The organism is Thalassotalea sp. G20_0, assembly GCF_017744175.1.
Classification (GTDB): domain Bacteria; phylum Pseudomonadota; class Gammaproteobacteria; order Pseudomonadales; family Endozoicomonadaceae; genus Endozoicomonas.
This window is the reverse complement of record NZ_JAGHQV010000079.1, coordinates 1-14089: the sequence shown is the minus strand read 5'-3', so window position 1 is coordinate 14089 and position 14089 is coordinate 1. Positions and strand designations below refer to the sequence as shown.

General features: G+C 48.2%; 25 protein-coding genes and 1 pseudogene. 16 read left to right on the top strand and 10 right to left on the bottom strand.

All coding sequences use genetic code 11. From position 1 onward, the window contains the following. Position 1: 1 nt before the first annotated feature. Positions 2-130 (top strand): transposase, encoded by a 129-nt coding sequence (locus J7438_RS28515; protein ID WP_353620185.1) that lies wholly within the window; start codon positions 2-4, stop codon positions 128-130. A 59-nt stretch (positions 131-189) separates the two neighbouring features. Continuing rightward, entirely contained in the window at positions 190-423 is a 234-nt protein-coding gene (locus J7438_RS28510; RefSeq protein ID WP_209278535.1) for a transposase, read from the top strand. Between the two features lie 18 nt (positions 424-441). Here the strand turns inward: J7438_RS28510 and J7438_RS23650 are convergent, their stop codons facing one another. Next, a complete protein-coding gene (locus tag J7438_RS23650) occupies positions 442-711 on the bottom strand; it encodes a Txe/YoeB family addiction module toxin (RefSeq protein ID WP_209278534.1) in 270 nt (89 codons plus the stop codon). Continuing rightward, positions 701-958, bottom strand: coding sequence for a type II toxin-antitoxin system Phd/YefM family antitoxin (locus J7438_RS23645; RefSeq protein ID WP_209204528.1), 258 nt, complete (start codon positions 956-958; stop codon positions 701-703). Before J7438_RS23645 ends, J7438_RS23650 begins: the two co-directional genes overlap by 11 nt. Before the next feature lie 63 nt (positions 959-1021). Here J7438_RS23645 and J7438_RS23640 point away from each other — a divergent pair, with 63 nt between their 5' ends. From J7438_RS23640 to J7438_RS23625, 4 genes are all read left to right on the top strand, one after another. Beyond that, positions 1022-1378, top strand: a complete 357-nt coding sequence (locus J7438_RS23640; protein ID WP_209278533.1) for a hypothetical protein — start codon at positions 1022-1024, stop codon at positions 1376-1378. Further along, positions 1320-1940 (top strand): hypothetical protein, encoded by a 621-nt coding sequence (locus J7438_RS23635; protein ID WP_209278532.1) that lies wholly within the window; start codon positions 1320-1322, stop codon positions 1938-1940. The genes J7438_RS23640 and J7438_RS23635 overlap by 59 nt, the downstream gene beginning before the upstream one ends. Positions 1941-1946: 6 nt before the next feature. Further along, the gene (locus tag J7438_RS23630; RefSeq protein ID WP_209278531.1) at positions 1947-2552 is read left to right on the top strand and encodes a hypothetical protein; all 606 of its coding nucleotides are present in this window, start codon (positions 1947-1949) and stop codon (positions 2550-2552) included. Between the two features lie 179 nt (positions 2553-2731). Then, positions 2732-3217 (top strand): hypothetical protein, encoded by a 486-nt coding sequence (locus tag J7438_RS23625; protein ID WP_209278530.1) that lies wholly within the window; start codon positions 2732-2734, stop codon positions 3215-3217. Positions 3218-3741: 524 nt separating this feature from the next. Here the strand turns inward: J7438_RS23625 and J7438_RS23620 are convergent. Next, complete coding sequence (locus tag J7438_RS23620; RefSeq protein ID WP_209278529.1) at positions 3742-4218, bottom strand: hypothetical protein; 477 nt, start codon at positions 4216-4218, stop codon at positions 3742-3744. Between the two features lie 96 nt (positions 4219-4314). Between J7438_RS23620 and J7438_RS27995 the strand changes: the two genes are divergently transcribed. The 6 genes and pseudogenes from J7438_RS27995 to J7438_RS28505 all read left to right on the top strand — a co-directional run bounded on the left by J7438_RS27995 (position 4315) and on the right by J7438_RS28505 (position 7458). Continuing rightward, entirely contained in the window at positions 4315-4449 is a 135-nt protein-coding gene (locus tag J7438_RS27995) for a hypothetical protein (RefSeq protein ID WP_286196864.1), read from the top strand. Between the two features lie 7 nt (positions 4450-4456). After that, positions 4457-5167, top strand: a complete 711-nt coding sequence (locus J7438_RS23615) for a hypothetical protein (RefSeq protein ID WP_286196866.1) — start codon at positions 4457-4459, stop codon at positions 5165-5167. A gap of 9 nt (positions 5168-5176) precedes the next feature. Further along, on the top strand, positions 5177-5452 hold the full coding sequence (locus J7438_RS23610) for a hypothetical protein (RefSeq protein ID WP_209278527.1): 276 nt from the start codon (positions 5177-5179) through the stop codon (positions 5450-5452). A 300-nt stretch (positions 5453-5752) separates the two neighbouring features. Then, complete coding sequence (locus J7438_RS23605) at positions 5753-6505, top strand: hypothetical protein (RefSeq protein WP_209278526.1); 753 nt, start codon at positions 5753-5755, stop codon at positions 6503-6505. Then, a complete protein-coding gene (locus J7438_RS27990; RefSeq protein ID WP_286196863.1) occupies positions 6502-7011 on the top strand; it encodes a hypothetical protein in 510 nt (169 codons plus the stop codon). The genes J7438_RS23605 and J7438_RS27990 overlap by 4 nt, the downstream gene beginning before the upstream one ends. Next, positions 6930-7458 (top strand): annotated as a pseudogene (locus tag J7438_RS28505) (reverse transcriptase domain-containing protein). The gene J7438_RS27990 and the pseudogene J7438_RS28505 overlap by 82 nt, the downstream one beginning before the upstream one ends. Positions 7459-7720: 262 nt before the next feature. Here the strand turns inward: J7438_RS28505 and J7438_RS23595 are convergent. Then, complete coding sequence (locus tag J7438_RS23595; protein WP_209278525.1) at positions 7721-8350, bottom strand: hypothetical protein; 630 nt, start codon at positions 8348-8350, stop codon at positions 7721-7723. A 313-nt stretch (positions 8351-8663) separates the two neighbouring features. On the opposite strand from J7438_RS23595, the gene J7438_RS23590 reads away from it, so the two are divergent. The 3 genes from J7438_RS23590 to J7438_RS23580 are packed head-to-tail and all read left to right on the top strand — an operon-like array spanning position 8664 to position 10258. Continuing rightward, complete coding sequence (locus J7438_RS23590; RefSeq protein ID WP_209278524.1) at positions 8664-9647, top strand: hypothetical protein; 984 nt, start codon at positions 8664-8666, stop codon at positions 9645-9647. Beyond that, on the top strand, positions 9640-9855 hold the full coding sequence (locus J7438_RS23585; protein WP_209278523.1) for a helix-turn-helix domain-containing protein: 216 nt from the start codon (positions 9640-9642) through the stop codon (positions 9853-9855). Before J7438_RS23590 ends, J7438_RS23585 begins: the two co-directional genes overlap by 8 nt. Beyond that, complete coding sequence (locus tag J7438_RS23580) at positions 9812-10258, top strand: hypothetical protein (protein ID WP_209278522.1); 447 nt, start codon at positions 9812-9814, stop codon at positions 10256-10258. Before J7438_RS23585 ends, J7438_RS23580 begins: the two co-directional genes overlap by 44 nt. 92 nt (positions 10259-10350) lie before the next feature. Here the strand turns inward: J7438_RS23580 and J7438_RS23575 are convergent, their stop codons facing one another. The 5 genes from J7438_RS23575 to J7438_RS23555 all read right to left on the bottom strand — a co-directional run bounded on the left by J7438_RS23575 (position 10351) and on the right by J7438_RS23555 (position 12869). Next, complete coding sequence (locus J7438_RS23575) at positions 10351-10659, bottom strand: hypothetical protein (RefSeq protein WP_209204510.1); 309 nt, start codon at positions 10657-10659, stop codon at positions 10351-10353. A 13-nt stretch (positions 10660-10672) separates the two neighbouring features. Further along, entirely contained in the window at positions 10673-11002 is a 330-nt protein-coding gene (locus J7438_RS23570) for a hypothetical protein (protein WP_209204509.1), read from the bottom strand. Positions 11003-11399: 397 nt separating this feature from the next. After that, positions 11400-11834, bottom strand: coding sequence for a hypothetical protein (locus J7438_RS23565; RefSeq protein WP_209278521.1), 435 nt, complete (start codon positions 11832-11834; stop codon positions 11400-11402). A gap of 43 nt (positions 11835-11877) precedes the next feature. Next, positions 11878-12027 carry a hypothetical protein gene (locus J7438_RS23560; RefSeq protein ID WP_209278520.1) on the bottom strand — a complete coding sequence of 50 codons (150 nt, stop codon included), beginning with the start codon at positions 12025-12027 and terminating at the stop codon, positions 11878-11880. Between the two features lie 353 nt (positions 12028-12380). Then, complete coding sequence (locus tag J7438_RS23555) at positions 12381-12869, bottom strand: SEC-C metal-binding domain-containing protein (protein WP_209278519.1); 489 nt, start codon at positions 12867-12869, stop codon at positions 12381-12383. 323 nt (positions 12870-13192) lie between these two features. Between J7438_RS23555 and J7438_RS23550 the strand changes: the two genes are divergently transcribed. Next, on the top strand, positions 13193-13774 hold the full coding sequence (locus J7438_RS23550) for a hypothetical protein (protein WP_209278518.1): 582 nt from the start codon (positions 13193-13195) through the stop codon (positions 13772-13774). Between the two features lie 108 nt (positions 13775-13882). Here J7438_RS23550 and J7438_RS23545 read toward each other — a convergent pair. Next, the coding region (locus J7438_RS23545) for a hypothetical protein (RefSeq protein WP_209278517.1) at positions 13883-14089 on the bottom strand (207 nt) is incomplete at its 5' end.

The window sequence follows — 14089 nt, the reverse complement described above, 5'->3', positions numbered from 1 at the left end:
CATCAATCATCCAGGAGAAATTTTATCTTTCTGTTTGACTACGGCTAACACAGACGACCGAAAGCCAGTACCAGATCTTATTGAAGATTTAACAGGCTGGCTCTACGGGGATAAGGGTTATATTTCATAAAAGTTAGTGGATTGGTTGAAAGAGAAAGGCCTGAATCTGGTAACGAAAGTGAGAAGAACATGAAGCCAAAGGAGCTGAAAGCCTTTGATAAAGTGATGTTGCGAAAAAGGGCTGTCATAGAGAGTGTCAACGATCAACTTAAAAACATCTCTCAGATAGAGCACTCCCGCCACCGGTCCCCATTCAACTTTGCTGTAAATCTGATAGCTGGCCTCATAGCCTATATCAGACAACCCATAAAGCCTCATATTGATGTTTCTGTACTAACAGAAGGTGTACCCATGGCTTTCTGAGCGTCGAACTCACGTTAATTAATAATGGAAACGGCAGGCCGCAATGGTCAGATGGGTATCGTTAGTCTGGTAGACCAGCCGGTGTTCATTGCTGATCCGCCGTGACCAGAACCCCTGCCAGTTACCTTTCAGTGGTTCGGGTTTGCCAATACCATTAAATGGATCGCGCAGGCATTCGGTAATTAGCTTGTTGATGCGCTTCAGGGTTTTCCGATCCTGTTCCTGCCAATAAAGGTAGTCATGCCAGGCATTTTGTGACCAGCAGAGCAGCCTGGGTTTACTGGTCATCCATCAAGCCCTTTTCAACCACCTGACCGGCCCTGATCTGTTCAATGGATTCATTCAAGTGTTTGGCGTTCTTCGGGGACGACATCAGGTGCAGGGTTTCCATCAGGCTGTTATAGCTGTCCAGCGACATCACTACCGCGTCTTTACCATCGCGGCGATGGATAATGGTTTCGCTGGCATCGTCGGCCACCTGGTCGAGCACTGATTTTAAATTGTTCCGGGCTTCGGAGTAGGACACTACTTTCATCGCTTAATACCTGTTCAATTAATTGTTCAGTTTATTGGACAAGTATAAGTAGAGTTTCCCTATATGGCCAAATTTCCTGCTCTGCCAGCAACGGTAGATCGCTACGTACGTGAGTTCCTGAACCGGCTGGCCGGACGTTCCGGTAATGCCGGGGACAAAGCCGTACTGCACAGCGAACTGGCGGAGCTGGGGCTGGCAAACGAGATCGGGCAGCGGCTGAGTCTGCCTGCCACCTCCGTGGGTTCCATTACTGACACCCTGGAACCTGCCGTGCCATCCATTCCCGTGATCGAAACCGACCGGCCTGACAGCCCGACCAACGCCAGGACAGGGAACTGCCATTATCAACCTGGCGGATCTGATGCTGGAGAGTCCGGAGCTGTCCGAGCAACCCTTTTCCGTGCGCAATATCGGCACTGAAGAAGCACCGGAATATGTGTTGATCTTTAATGGCTATCTGGCGGTAAACGGGCCGGTGAATATCAGCCAGCTTCAGTCCGGAGAGCTGCAAAATGGCACGGCACTGACCGTTGGGCGTGGTTCCATTGAACTGAGTACCGGCACCGATGGTTTTGGCCAGATGGTGATTACCGGCAGCGGCGGCATTGCCAACAACGATTACCTGCTGCTGAAAGAGGGCCGAATTGAGTCCTTTATCTATTCTGAAACCGGCGGTCATATCCGCTACAAAGAGGTACGCCGAACGGAAAGCGGCGTGGCTACCAATGGCCAGGAAGTGGTGATTCCCGCCTATTTCAAGGCCATGCCCACAGTGAACCTTTATCCCCGTGACATCACGGTCTATAACGCTGATTACCCCGACCAGTCCCAGCGGTTGGAAATGGATCACAGCGTACCCCAGCCCCATCCCAGTATTGAGGGAGCATGGGTGTTTACTCCCTACGCCCGATTGCTGCTGGCCGATGGCACCAAAACCGATGCCAGCGGCAAGACCTATCTGGGCAGCAGTAACAGCCGGTGATGGGCGGTGTACAACACCGATCAGGTAAAAAAAGTGACGGTCAACTGCCGTGTAGCAAGCCATCGTTCCACCGGAGAATCCACTGGCTACCAGAACCGCAAGGCCACCCTGACGCTGGAGTATCGTCCCGATAGCAGCGACTGGATCACCAGTGAATCAACCAGCGTCGATATTAACGAGTTTGAAACCCACGTATTGCAAGTCAGCAAAACCCTGACCCAGGCCAATTACGATATTGCCGTATCGCTGACAACGGAAGATCGGGAGGGGACGTTTACCAGTGGATCGATTGATTACGAGTATGATCAGCGGGGCAAACTCGGCACGGCTCTGGATGTCACATTAAGCCCGGAGTTCACATCAGCGCAGTCTGCCACTTACGACATCACCATCAACAATCACGAACTCAGCGGCTGGGAGATTACCCGGATTGAATACACGGCCACGGTGGATATAAACATCGTTGTCAAAAATCTGCTCTACAGCAATTCATCTACCGGTTCTAACGGGGTCATCAAAGGTCGGGCCAGGGTTAAACTGCCCGGGAAGAAAGCTGGAACCACAACCGCCAGCGAAGTGATGCGATTGACCAGCGACAGCAGCAGGCACTGAGGCAACAACAGATAGATGCCGGTGAAACTCAGGACTTCTACAACCGGCAGAAAGAACTGGCGGCACTGACAGGCCAGCCCTATGGCGGTTACGGTCAGGGCACTATGCCGGGAGGTCAGCCCGGACAACAGCGCAACGGTTCCGGATATGGGATGCCCATGGAACGGAAAGAAACGGTCATGGATCCGTTGGTGCAGGCCGCAGGCCGACTACATGACATGCTGAATAAGGAATATCGACGACAACGGGGCATTGCCGAACCGTCTGCCGTTGATCCCAATGATCTGTATAACGCCAAAGCAGCCAGGGGGGATGATGGGTTTGAAGGAATTACCCGTTTTATCAATCAGCACCCTGGCATAAAGGCAAACAATATAAACGGCATTCGGTTTAACGACAGTGATCGTAATAACGATCCTCTGGTAAGCCTGATCGGTGACGATGGCAATCCGGTAAAGCAGTTCTTCCTCAGCTCCCTCTCCAACCTGAATAACTTTGCCGGTCAGAAGGCCCAACAATACAACCCCGGCAGGCAGGTCAAAGAACCGGAAAAACTGATGGAACAGGTTCAGGCCATGACGCAGCAACTGGCAGCGCAGGAACTGGCAGGGGAGTCCGAAAGTGTCCGGAAAAAACAAATGCCCGCTGAGAAAATATCCAGCTGAGGGTCATTATTAATCTTTATTTGCCGTCTTGTTTTCATGAGGTGGCCAATAAAGCTGCTTTACCTCAGATTACCGGCTTTTGTGGGCTTTTGCGACACCCTCGTTAGAGCGGGGAGCAGTCACCCTGAGAATTTGATACTTATGGAAGCTCAGAAAACGACACAGTTTGTGCAGACACAGCAATAGCTCCTGTTTATTCATCATTTTCAGCAAAGATGGTTTTCCGGATAATCGCTTCTGCTTTTTCCCGGATAAATGATTCGGTTTGATTGTTCTTTTTTAACCAATCCGTGAAGTCACGTTCGAACGCTTGCCATTGCGAGCCAAGCAGTCGTTGTAATGAGACTCTCTTATCTGGGTTGTAAGTAGCTAACCATATGAAATCATATATTTCTGACTCCTTGTGCTGGCACTCTGCTTCGTTACAACTCCGGTCACATAGCTACGGCTATGCTCCCTCCGTTGTGCCTCGCATAGTACCAGCCCAAGTAGCCAGAAATATTCGATTCCATATGGCCAGCTACTTACTTGAGAGAACCCCAAGTGTTATCAGGTAAGTTCTTAATAGCCGTTCTCCAAGGGTCCATCAAATAATCATATTGCTCATTTCCCGGAATTGCACAAAATTTTTCCATTGCATTCTCCATTTCCTCAAATAGAACCGATTTTTTAAATTGATCAACGATTGGGATTTTTCCTTTGGCAAGAATATCGGAGATGCTGATATCACCGGAACTCCAATTGATTACAGAACCTTGTTGTAAAAGATCAAAATCACTATTTACTATTCGACCAGGGGTAATAATGTGTATATTTTTTTCCTGCTTACCATCGGGATTCTGGAAAGTCATGATCACATCTTTTTTATCATCATTGTTGATTTTAAATACCTTAACAGACTTATAGGGGAAAAAGTCCGGCCGCTGTTCAGAGAAATACTCGCTGACGTGGCCCGGATTAAGCTGTCGAGAGCTGACTAACACCCACAGTTTTGCTGGCAAATTTACCATCGCTGTTTGCCAACGGTGCTATCAAACCACTCGGGCCATGCAAGATAAGAGCCGAGACCGAGAACACCCCTGTGGGAAATAGAGGCATTGGCCAACCTGAAAGCCATGGTGGAAAGTGGTGAAGGTATCCGCTTTGAACGGGAAGTGGAAGCCATTGAAAACCGCCAGCAACAGGAAGGGCTGCGACTGACTGCGCAGGACAAGTCTGGCACTCCCCATTAAGCCAGTGATGGGGCGTGGTATAGAAAAAGTATCCACAGCAGAACGGGAGCTGGATACCCAATACGCCCTTTACGAAGCCGATGACCTGATTGCCAGCCATAACGACACCGGCAAGGTAAACCCGGGATACCCCGCAGAGCTGCAACCCAGGGACCGAACCCGCCAAGCCAGTGAAGACCAGATCAGGGGCATTGCCAGCAAACTCAACCCTAAACTGCCGGGAGCCAACCCGCTGGCCAGTAGTGGTGCGCCAATCATTGGCAGTGACCGTGTAGTTGAAAGCGGCAATGGCCGAGTATCAGCAATCCGCAAAGCCTACCGCAACCATCCTGAACGGGCGAAGGCCTACCAGGAACACCTGAAGCAAAACGCCAAATCCTTTGGCCTGAAGCCAGAGTCTGTGGATAACTTCAAACAGCCAGTACTGGTGCGCCAGCGACAGGGAGAAATGGACACCGACCAGCACATTGCTTTCACCAAAGAAGCCAATGCTCGTGATACCGCCTCAATGTCTCCGGCGGAAAAGGCCAGGCTCGACGCCTCCCGCATTACCCAGGAAGACCTCTCCCACTTTGATACCGATGATACTGGCGACCTGCTGCACCGCAGCAATGATGTATTCCTTGCCCGGTTTGCAGATCGGCTGGGCAGTGAAGCCGGAGAGCTGAAAACCCGTCAGGGTGACTGGAATAAACAGATGCGTGACCGCGTAGAGTAAGCCCTGTTTATGAAAGCCTACGACGATGAACGGCTAAACAGCCTGTTTGCTGAAGATGACAAACCAGACCTGAAGAACCTGATCAAGTCACTGGCCATGGCGGTGCCTCACTTTGCCAGGGCCAAAGGCATAGATCCGGAATTGGGAGGTTATGGCGTCATTGGATCACTGTTGACCGTCTGCAAAAATCAGTCATGCCTGAAGATTTCCCGGATACCCTGGAGATCTCCGGATACAACAACCGCAGGCAGCTTTAGTTATTGCTTAGAAAAGTTTTACGGGTAGGAACCATTTGTTAGTTGGTGGGTCTAAAGGTTTGTTAAAAAATGATAGTCGTCAGTTATTTCCTGATGTGATTTGATGTGACGCAACGATCTGCCAACCCAAAATCAACGCTGCAAAGCAAACCACAGGATTTCAGCCACTATGCCTCCGTTAGCAGGGGCCACGGCCCAGACACTGCCTTTACCTCCTTCTGATTCACAGGGTGGTGAGATCATTCCAACTGCATTGCATGAAACGGTATACATATCAGCCTCTACTTCATGCCATCTTACTGATATCGGGTCACACCCGAAACGCCCTATGGATGAACGTCAAATTACTAAGCTAACGTCGTGCTTCGCACACACAGAATCCGAAGAAAAACCGGAGAAATTTCAGGAAAATGATGTACTTCTTGTCTACCCCTGTATCTCTCGCGGCAGCCCCAGTCTTGATTTGTCAGTAAATCCTGCAGACATGAAACGCAGCCTTCCCAGACACATACGTAACCTATTTGAGTATCGCTTTTTAAAGGGCATAAGAAAATCTGATTATACCGAGGATGAAATAAACTCATTGGTTGATTCAATATTAACGAAGCTGCCTGCTGAGTTAACTGAGTTTCTCAACCGGGACTACCATGATGACAAGCGGCCTTCCCCTTCAGAGTATCAAGCCCTGGCGAGGTTTCACTGCGCCATCATTTTGTTTGAAGATTTCGAGTGTGAATTTAGAAACTCTATGGCTAAAGACTGTGCAGAATTTAATGATTTTTTCATAAAGAAGTGCTTACCCCTGCGCGATGGCTGGAGTGAATACGAATTGGAGCTCATCGCGGAATGGCTTAACGCGGAACTGGAAATGTCGCAGGATCATCCTGACCATGAAATGAAGCACCACATTAAAACATGCCACTATGGTGCATTAAAGGCTGGATGTGTATCAGTCTGTGGCAAATGCGAATACACGGTTATCGAGAACCGTGAAGCTTATAAAAGCATCAAAAGCCTTGAGAGTCAGCTGGCAAAGTGTCTCAACACTGCCAATGAGCAAGAGAAAGAAGTATTTATATGAAACCGGTTCAGCCAGAAATGACGGTTCCGGTTAATGGGGATGGTGGAATAACAGCGCTGGATGCACCTACCGCTGTCACTGGCCTTTCCACCAACGGTATCTTTGGTGCCGTGATCCTGCAACTGAAACAGGTTCAACGCAATAAAGGAGCCGCTGGCGTCGATGGCATGACCGTTGACGAACTTCCACATTTCCTGAAACAGTACTGGCCGATAATCCGACAGCAATTGATAGAAGGAGTCTACCGCCCAAAACCCGTTCTGCGAGTGGAAATCCCCAAACCGGATGGCCGCAAAAGCAAGCTGGGTATCCCTACCGTTCTGGATCGACTGATACAGCAAGCGATTGCCCAGATTATGCAGGCAGAGTGGGATTCCATAACAACAGTTATGGTTTCCGTCTCCATCGGAATGCACATCAGGCTATCTGCCATGTACAGTCAGTTATACGGAATGGATATAACTGGGTTGTGGACTGTGATCTTGAGGCGTTCTTTGATCATGTAAACCATGATTTATTAATGATACAACTTAAGGCTCACCATAAAGATTCTACGCTGCTGCGTTTGATCAACCAATACCTGAACGCCGGTGTCTGTATTAACGGAATAAAACAAGCCAGTTTGAAAGGTGTACCACAAGGCGGCCCACTGTCACCTGTTCTTTCAAATAGCGTTGAACAATCTGGACTGGGAACAAAAGCGAAACCTCAAGTTTGCTCGCTATGCTGATGATTGTGTGGCACTCGTCAGCAGTAAAGCAGCGGGTGAACGCGTGATGAAAAGCCTGCAACGCTTTGTTGGAGAATCACTGCGGCTCACAGTGAATGCCCAAAAGAACGCGGTAGGTCGCCCATGGGAAAGAAGTTTTCTCGGGTTCACATTCAGTCGGCGGGAGCTAAAGAGAAAAGTCAGTGATAAGGCACTGGCCAAACTGAAAGCGACCGTCAGCTAAGACGTCTTGGGGTAAGTCGTTTCCTTGCATGGAATACGGCAAAATCAGCTCATGGACCTTGGCGGTTGAGTGGTAGTCCGGCGTTAACCCGAGCATTGCCAAATAGATATTTCAAGAACCTTGGGTTGCCAGAGCTGGCAGCAAGATGAATAAAGAGTGATTTGAACTGCGATGCTACGTGATCCGTATGGCTCGTGGTGTGGGAGGAGCAGAGTCGTGAGGCTCTGCCCTATCCCGATTATGCATAATAGCCCACGAGATTTTACATAATTGCACATTTATTTTTCACTCTCTTAGATTTACTTATTAGAACTCTATCTTGAATATTCCTAAATGATGATTTATCAACTTCTACTACCTCATGAATTGACTTGCAAGAAAGATTGTGTGACGAACTGCCATTTTCAAATACGATTCCATTTTGATGATGGTTTTCTTTGAAATTATTTTTAGAGAATAAATATTGTTTGTAATGAGTTTCTCCAGATTTCGAGTGCCTCTGAAATATTCCTTTTACAAAAGTATTAACTTCATCTCGTTGTTTTTTAATATGGCAATGGCATGAGAGAGGGTTTTCAGGCCTATGCATTGAATCATTATGTTCATCGTCATTATGACGTATTATGTAATCATCGGTTCCATTATAATCAAGTGACGACATGCAGTCAGAACTATTGAAAGGTTCTAGTGCATTTTTATCTCTAAAATAAATAGATACTACATCTTTTTTCTCACAAGATCGCTCAAGAATATTTATTGCTTCTATCTTTTCATCCAATCCTGTAGAGTAGGTGAAATTTATTTCCCTTTCTATTGGTTTTAATTCGCTTGGAAAATTTACCGGTAGGAATTCTCGAATTGAGTTTAAATTTCTTAATGAGATATTCATCATATCAAATCCATGACAAATAAAAAATGATATTGCAAATTGCACAATAAATTCACTAACAAATTAGTAAGTATTCATAACAAAAGCGAAAAGGGTGTCAGGTCTTTCTTAGTGCACTGATGTAAAATTTAAGACCTGCCCATAATATTTCCCATTTTAATCAGCATCAGACCAATCCGATCAGACTCCGATACGAATGCGATGTTATTTTTGTCACCGATCTTCAGGAAGACCACTCCCTTTGGCAGGAGCTATATGGTTTAGACAGAAACGACAGACGCAAAGGAATCCCTAAAATTAGAATTGGGGAAGCACTATGAACATTTCCTACTTAGAAAAGCGCATCAAAAAAACCGAAGCGCTGCTGGACAGCAAGAAGAACCAGCTTGCAGCAGAAGGGGATAACTTTGCCCTGTCCCTGAGCATCCACTCTTTAGAGCAGCATATTGATGACCTCCACCACAAGCTGAGCACCGAAAAAGAAAAGCGCGAAAAGGAAGTAATCAAGCTTCGTCTGATGGGAGGGGATGTAAACAACGGTTCTGTTCCCCTGGATCTGTTGGCAAACCTGGCCAAACACTTTTCCGGGCTGGTGTTCGCGGCGGCGGCAAAACTCCACCATGGGCAGGATCTGGTTGGTACCATTCCGAGCGAGATAACCCGGCCTATCAACCTGCGGTTTGCAGAGATCGGGCATGGTTCCTCCCGCCTCTATATCACCGGAGATACATCACCTGACCTGTTTGGCGTCAACCTGCTGGAAAACAGCCTGTCCGGCCTGTTTGATCTGCTCAATCAAGATATGAACCAGGGCCTGAGTGAACAGGTGGATAACCTGGGCCTGAGAAGTTCCCATGCGCTGGCGAAATTTCTGAAAGCCCTGCGGCAAAAACATATCGAAATTGATATCAGCTGGACCGGCGGCAATGAACAAAAACATATCTGGCATGGCCGACGGGATAAGATCCAGATGCTGGAAACCCTGCTGGATGGTTTCAGCAGTACCGAACCGTTAGAAGTGAAAATAGAAGGGATTGTGGAGCTGATCAGCAGCGCAGGCAAACTGCAAATCAGAAATAGAGAAGGCGAACTGATCAAAGTCCGGTTCAGCAAAAAAATGTACCAGGCAGTTCAGCCATTCCGAATGGGCGACACCGTCACCCTGCTTGCCAATGAGAAAACGGTCTTTAACAGTAACACCCGGGAAGAGAAAAAGACCTACAGCCTGATCAGTATTGATACCCAGTCAACACCATCTGGCACCAGCCTGTTACCGGCAGAGGATAGTCATAATGAGTAATACGTTTGCCGATCGTCTGGCTACGGCCATGAAACTGAAGGGGATAAAAACCGCCAGCGCCCTGTCCCGTGAGACGGGCATCGAGCGCAGCTACATGTACCGCCTGGCCAGTGGCAAGATTGACAATCCGCACAAATATGTGGAACGGCTGGCGGTGGCTACCGGTGTCTCCAGCCACTGGCTTGGCACCGGCATCGGTGACCCTTAATCCGGAACCGGAAACCACCAAAGAGCCACTGGCCCACCCAACCATGCTGACTCACGTCACTGTGGTACCACCGGAAGGGGATTGGTATGAAGTGGCGGCCCGTGTGCCGGATATTTTTGCCAGCCAGCAACACAAGCCCCGGGATAAGAAACTCTACGAGTATTACTATGTGCCGGAAACCATCGAGTACTTCACTGGTTTTACCCTGTTGGTGGTAGAGCGGGAGTTACGACCAGGGCCCGGTATGTTTCTGGCTCTGCGTGAAGAGAATGGTAAAAAGCAGTTGTGCAGCTTTCTGATCAGTTATAAAGGTCTGGACCAGACCAATACCCGTACGCCGGATATGCAGACTATTGGCCGGGTGCGGATTATGGATTACTGGGAACTGGATACGAAAAAATAGAAGTACGGGTTTCCTCGCTCAGCGAGGGAACCAGGGAAACAACGCTCAAATGGAAATTTATAATAATATTGTCAACTATGAGTGAAGCCCATTCAAAACGGCACCTTCTCCTCATCACCATCCCACTCCCAGATTGCCAGATCACTCTTTGATGGTTCAATATCCGGGCAATCATCATCCGTCTGTATATATTCCCAGAGTTCATTCTGATGCAGCCAGATGGGGTCAGCACTGCGGAGCAGGGCTTCCCGCTCCGCAAATGCCTCAAGTGTATCCTCTCTTTTAATCCGCACCTGCTTGCCGTTGATAAAAATCCACTGGTACTTCTTTCGGCGTTCCGCCCTGGCGGCTTTACGGATTCTTTTCTGTGCAGCAGTCAGCTTTTTCTTTACTTTAGGCATGTGAATCACCGTGTTACTGGTCGGAACCGGACAAAGGCAGTCGCTCTTTCTCCAAAGCTTTGATACGACGTTTCAGCTTACGAATCTCCCGGTCAATATCATCCTGTCTTTTTTTCAGCTGTTGCTGGTTGACGTAGTCCGGACCATAAAGCGTCAGCACCAGCGCCTCTACTTCTTCCCTGACCACTCGGAAATAAGGATTGCCGTGGGCATGGGCGATTTGATAGTGGAGTGTCCCTTCTTTAATCGCCCGGATAACCTCATCCTCAGTCAGGCCGAACTCTTTTGCCCCATTTTTATGGCTCAGGGTGGCACCTGGAGCTGACCACTGGATATCGGGCATCGGGTCTTACCTTGGCGAAATGATTTCAACGGATGTTTGAGAATTGGGGTTCCTCTTTGAATGAACTCAAGAATAAATACACACTCTCGGTTTTTCCAGAAGAAGTCAGTGGATAAGTTGTTGATAGCTTGTGTTTATACTGTCAGTAGTTCGTTATAACCCGTTGCAGTATATGACTTCAGGATTATTATCCCCAGTTTCAGTTATCCGGAATTTGTGTGGAAAAGATTGTGGATAAACGGTTAGGGGATAAAGCCAGCCTTTCAGACAGGCGGGGTGAGAATGGCTGGTTAAATATTGATCAGATGACCTTCAACAAATCTTCCAGATATACCGTTAAAAGGAAAGCCCTCCCCCTGGTTTATCCTGACCGGGGGCAGGGCAGCAGCCTCAAACGTCATAAATCATCCCGATGTGTAGCCATTGGCTGCCGCTTCCTGGTGAAGAACCCTACAAGCTTTCGCTTTAAAAGCATTCTTTGTTTCCGGCGCTCTTCTACCTTCCGCTCTTTTTTCCACTTTTCTTCTTCCGCTTTGATCAGGGCTTGCCGCTCTTCTGCATACTGGTCCGATACATCCGTTATCTGCTGAATTTTGCCTTTTGAGAACACAACCTTCTTGATCTCGTTGTACTCAACCGCCGGTTTGCTGCCATGATGGCCACGCCCCAGGTTGCCAACCCAGTCATTGCCAAGAAGCACCTCACCGGTATATTCAAGAGGCAGCCACACATCGGTGTAGCGGCGGCCAAACATTAAAGCCAGCGTCAGATCATCACATTCCGGCAGTGGATCCGGTGTCATGCCATTGACTAATGGTTCATCTTTAAACACACCTAAATTCATCGACCTGGCAAATAGCTGACCCTCTTTGCATTCATGAGTGACGATATAGCCAGCCCAACAAAAGGTACCCATAGGCGATACGGCCCAGCATATTCGGATGAAATATTGGATAAGGCTCTGCATCGGTAACGTTGTATGACACATCATCAAGCGTAAGATGGCTGGAGAATTGAGCGGTCATCGTTATTACTCTCCCTGACCCGTAGGCCAGTGGATCATGACATGGTTTAGCGTTTTAATGGAAGATAGTAATAACGGTTATTGGCAGGGGCCCGCTTACTCTACTCTGGTTTTTCAGGGGATTTTTCAGGGGTTTCTCACATATAGAGACAGTCCCGGAAGAGCCAAAAATTATAACTCCTGAATATCAGGACTTAACCGGATCTCCTTTGGGTAGTGATACTTTTTCTCAAGCAGGATATTTGAGAATCGGGTTATCTCTTGCAAGAATTCAAGAATCAAGACCCGACCCCGGTTTCCAATTTGTACTTTTGTACAGCGCATATTTTTCTTCCCGACTGTAAGACTTGCCCATTACTCTTTCACGGCCTCAACAAAATACTCAGCCCCCGTTAAATCCATAGCAAAATGAATAGCAGTTTCTTTGTTGGCAAGCGGTCCATCAACCACTGTTTCTCCGTTGGGTTCGGTTGAGACATACCAGTGTCCGATCCGAAAATCCCGGTTAGTTTGGCTGCGCACGGCATCGGCATTCACATGGGTAATATCGCAGATCTTGCAAACCAGGCCATGCTCATCAATAACGAACTGATTACCTTCCATCTTTTCCGCAGAGACATAACCATACTCCGGCTGCGGGTCTCGATATTCTTCAGGATGGTTTTCTCTATGGGCCCTTTGCTCGGCCCTTAACATTTCTATCAGTTCTTCAGCAGACAGGTTCTTCAGTTTTTTCTTTTGCGTGTTTTTCTTTGGGCCAGCGGCCTGATCTTTCACCAGACAACACTGCTTATATTTTTTGTCACTGCCACAAGGGCAGGGTTCATTTCGACCGATTTTCATGATCCCCTCAACGATCAAATACTGCTTTGATACGCAGCATACACACTAGGATAGCCCGGTATCCCCACCCTATCGGCGACAATATCACCAGCACTGAAGATTCGCTAGCCTGTTATTTTCTGGCAGACAGCAATCAGTACAGCAAAAACCAGCAAAGCCAATGGTTTCCTTCAATTATTTGCATTTTCAAAAAACGGTGTCTTCCGACATAAATCAGCCCCTCTCAAACAGCAGCTCCTGATCCGTTCCCAAAGCCCGAACAGTCATCACTTGACCCCGAACCAAAAAACACGCATAACGCTCACCCACTGACAGTCAAGTGCATGGCGAATATTTACGAGGGACGCATCAATATGAAACCTTTAACCCGGAAAGACGTGGATGACATTGTACAGTGGGGAAGAACGCTATCCGATGAGGAGGGCACCCGGCTGCTGGATCATTTTGAAAACCATCAGAGCCAGCTGTATAACGCCATCTACGGCGAGTTGTCAGACACCATTGCGGAAGACAGTGTCGATATGGCCAACCTGTTTCTGGATCTCTGTTTCGATATTGTGCTGGTTTATCACCGGATACTGGGGGATGCCCCACAGGAGCCAGAAGACACCCGGTGGCTGGAGTCTAAAATGGCATTGCTGGATGCCGAGTTCAAATCACTCAGCCCCGAAAGCCCCATGGAATCCAAACTGTCCTCAACGCTGAACGATCGGTTTGTCCAGCGTTGCATCGACTCCGGTACTCCAGTGGCCCTGCTGAATTACCTGGATGATCAGGTGCTGCACTATGCCAGCTTCAATTCGGCACGGATACCCGCCATCTCACTGACCAATAACCTGCTCTTTGTGGTGGTCCGTCTGATGGACAGTATCTATGAATATCAGCCGGAACCCCTCAGCCACTAACCGGAGGAAATGATCTTGTCGCTGCCATAAGTAGTTGGCCAAATGGAATCGTATATTTCTGGCTAAGTGGGCAGTTACTATGCAAGGCTCAACGCAGGGAGCATAGCCTTAGGAACTGTCATTTAATAACTTCGACATTTCAGTAAGCGCTTCCCGCTGCCCGCCACCCGAAAAAGGCAGGCCGCTTATGCTTTTGCGGCCAGCAGGCGGCGAGCTTGGGAATTGACCCTGAATAACTTGCTCTTTTTGCCACGGAGACACGGAGTCACGGAGGAAAAGATTTTTTCTATTCTCCGTGACTCCGTGTCTCCGTGG

Coding starts and splice junctions, on each gene's coding strand:
- J7438_RS28510 (WP_209278535.1), top strand. CDS start 190: ATGAAGCCAAAGGAGCTGAAAGCCTTTGATAAAGTGATGTTGCGAAAA.
- J7438_RS23650 (WP_209278534.1), bottom strand. CDS start 711: ATGACCAGTAAACCCAGGCTGCTCTGCTGGTCACAAAATGCCTGGCAT.
- J7438_RS23645 (WP_209204528.1), bottom strand. CDS start 958: ATGAAAGTAGTGTCCTACTCCGAAGCCCGGAACAATTTAAAATCAGTG.
- J7438_RS23640 (WP_209278533.1), top strand. CDS start 1,022: ATGGCCAAATTTCCTGCTCTGCCAGCAACGGTAGATCGCTACGTACGT.
- J7438_RS23635 (WP_209278532.1), top strand. CDS start 1,320: ATGCTGGAGAGTCCGGAGCTGTCCGAGCAACCCTTTTCCGTGCGCAAT.
- J7438_RS23625 (WP_209278530.1), top strand. CDS start 2,732: ATGGATCCGTTGGTGCAGGCCGCAGGCCGACTACATGACATGCTGAAT.
- J7438_RS23615 (WP_286196866.1), top strand. CDS start 4,457: ATGGGGCGTGGTATAGAAAAAGTATCCACAGCAGAACGGGAGCTGGAT.
- J7438_RS23610 (WP_209278527.1), top strand. CDS start 5,177: ATGAAAGCCTACGACGATGAACGGCTAAACAGCCTGTTTGCTGAAGAT.
- J7438_RS23605 (WP_209278526.1), top strand. CDS start 5,753: ATGGATGAACGTCAAATTACTAAGCTAACGTCGTGCTTCGCACACACA.
- J7438_RS27990 (WP_286196863.1), top strand. CDS start 6,502: ATGAAACCGGTTCAGCCAGAAATGACGGTTCCGGTTAATGGGGATGGT.
- J7438_RS23595 (WP_209278525.1), bottom strand. CDS start 8,350: ATGATGAATATCTCATTAAGAAATTTAAACTCAATTCGAGAATTCCTA.
- J7438_RS23590 (WP_209278524.1), top strand. CDS start 8,664: ATGAACATTTCCTACTTAGAAAAGCGCATCAAAAAAACCGAAGCGCTG.
- J7438_RS23585 (WP_209278523.1), top strand. CDS start 9,640: ATGAGTAATACGTTTGCCGATCGTCTGGCTACGGCCATGAAACTGAAG.
- J7438_RS23575 (WP_209204510.1), bottom strand. CDS start 10,659: ATGCCTAAAGTAAAGAAAAAGCTGACTGCTGCACAGAAAAGAATCCGT.
- J7438_RS23570 (WP_209204509.1), bottom strand. CDS start 11,002: ATGCCCGATATCCAGTGGTCAGCTCCAGGTGCCACCCTGAGCCATAAA.
- J7438_RS23560 (WP_209278520.1), bottom strand. CDS start 12,027: ATGACCGCTCAATTCTCCAGCCATCTTACGCTTGATGATGTGTCATAC.
- J7438_RS23555 (WP_209278519.1), bottom strand. CDS start 12,869: ATGAAAATCGGTCGAAATGAACCCTGCCCTTGTGGCAGTGACAAAAAA.
- J7438_RS23550 (WP_209278518.1), top strand. CDS start 13,193: ATGGCGAATATTTACGAGGGACGCATCAATATGAAACCTTTAACCCGG.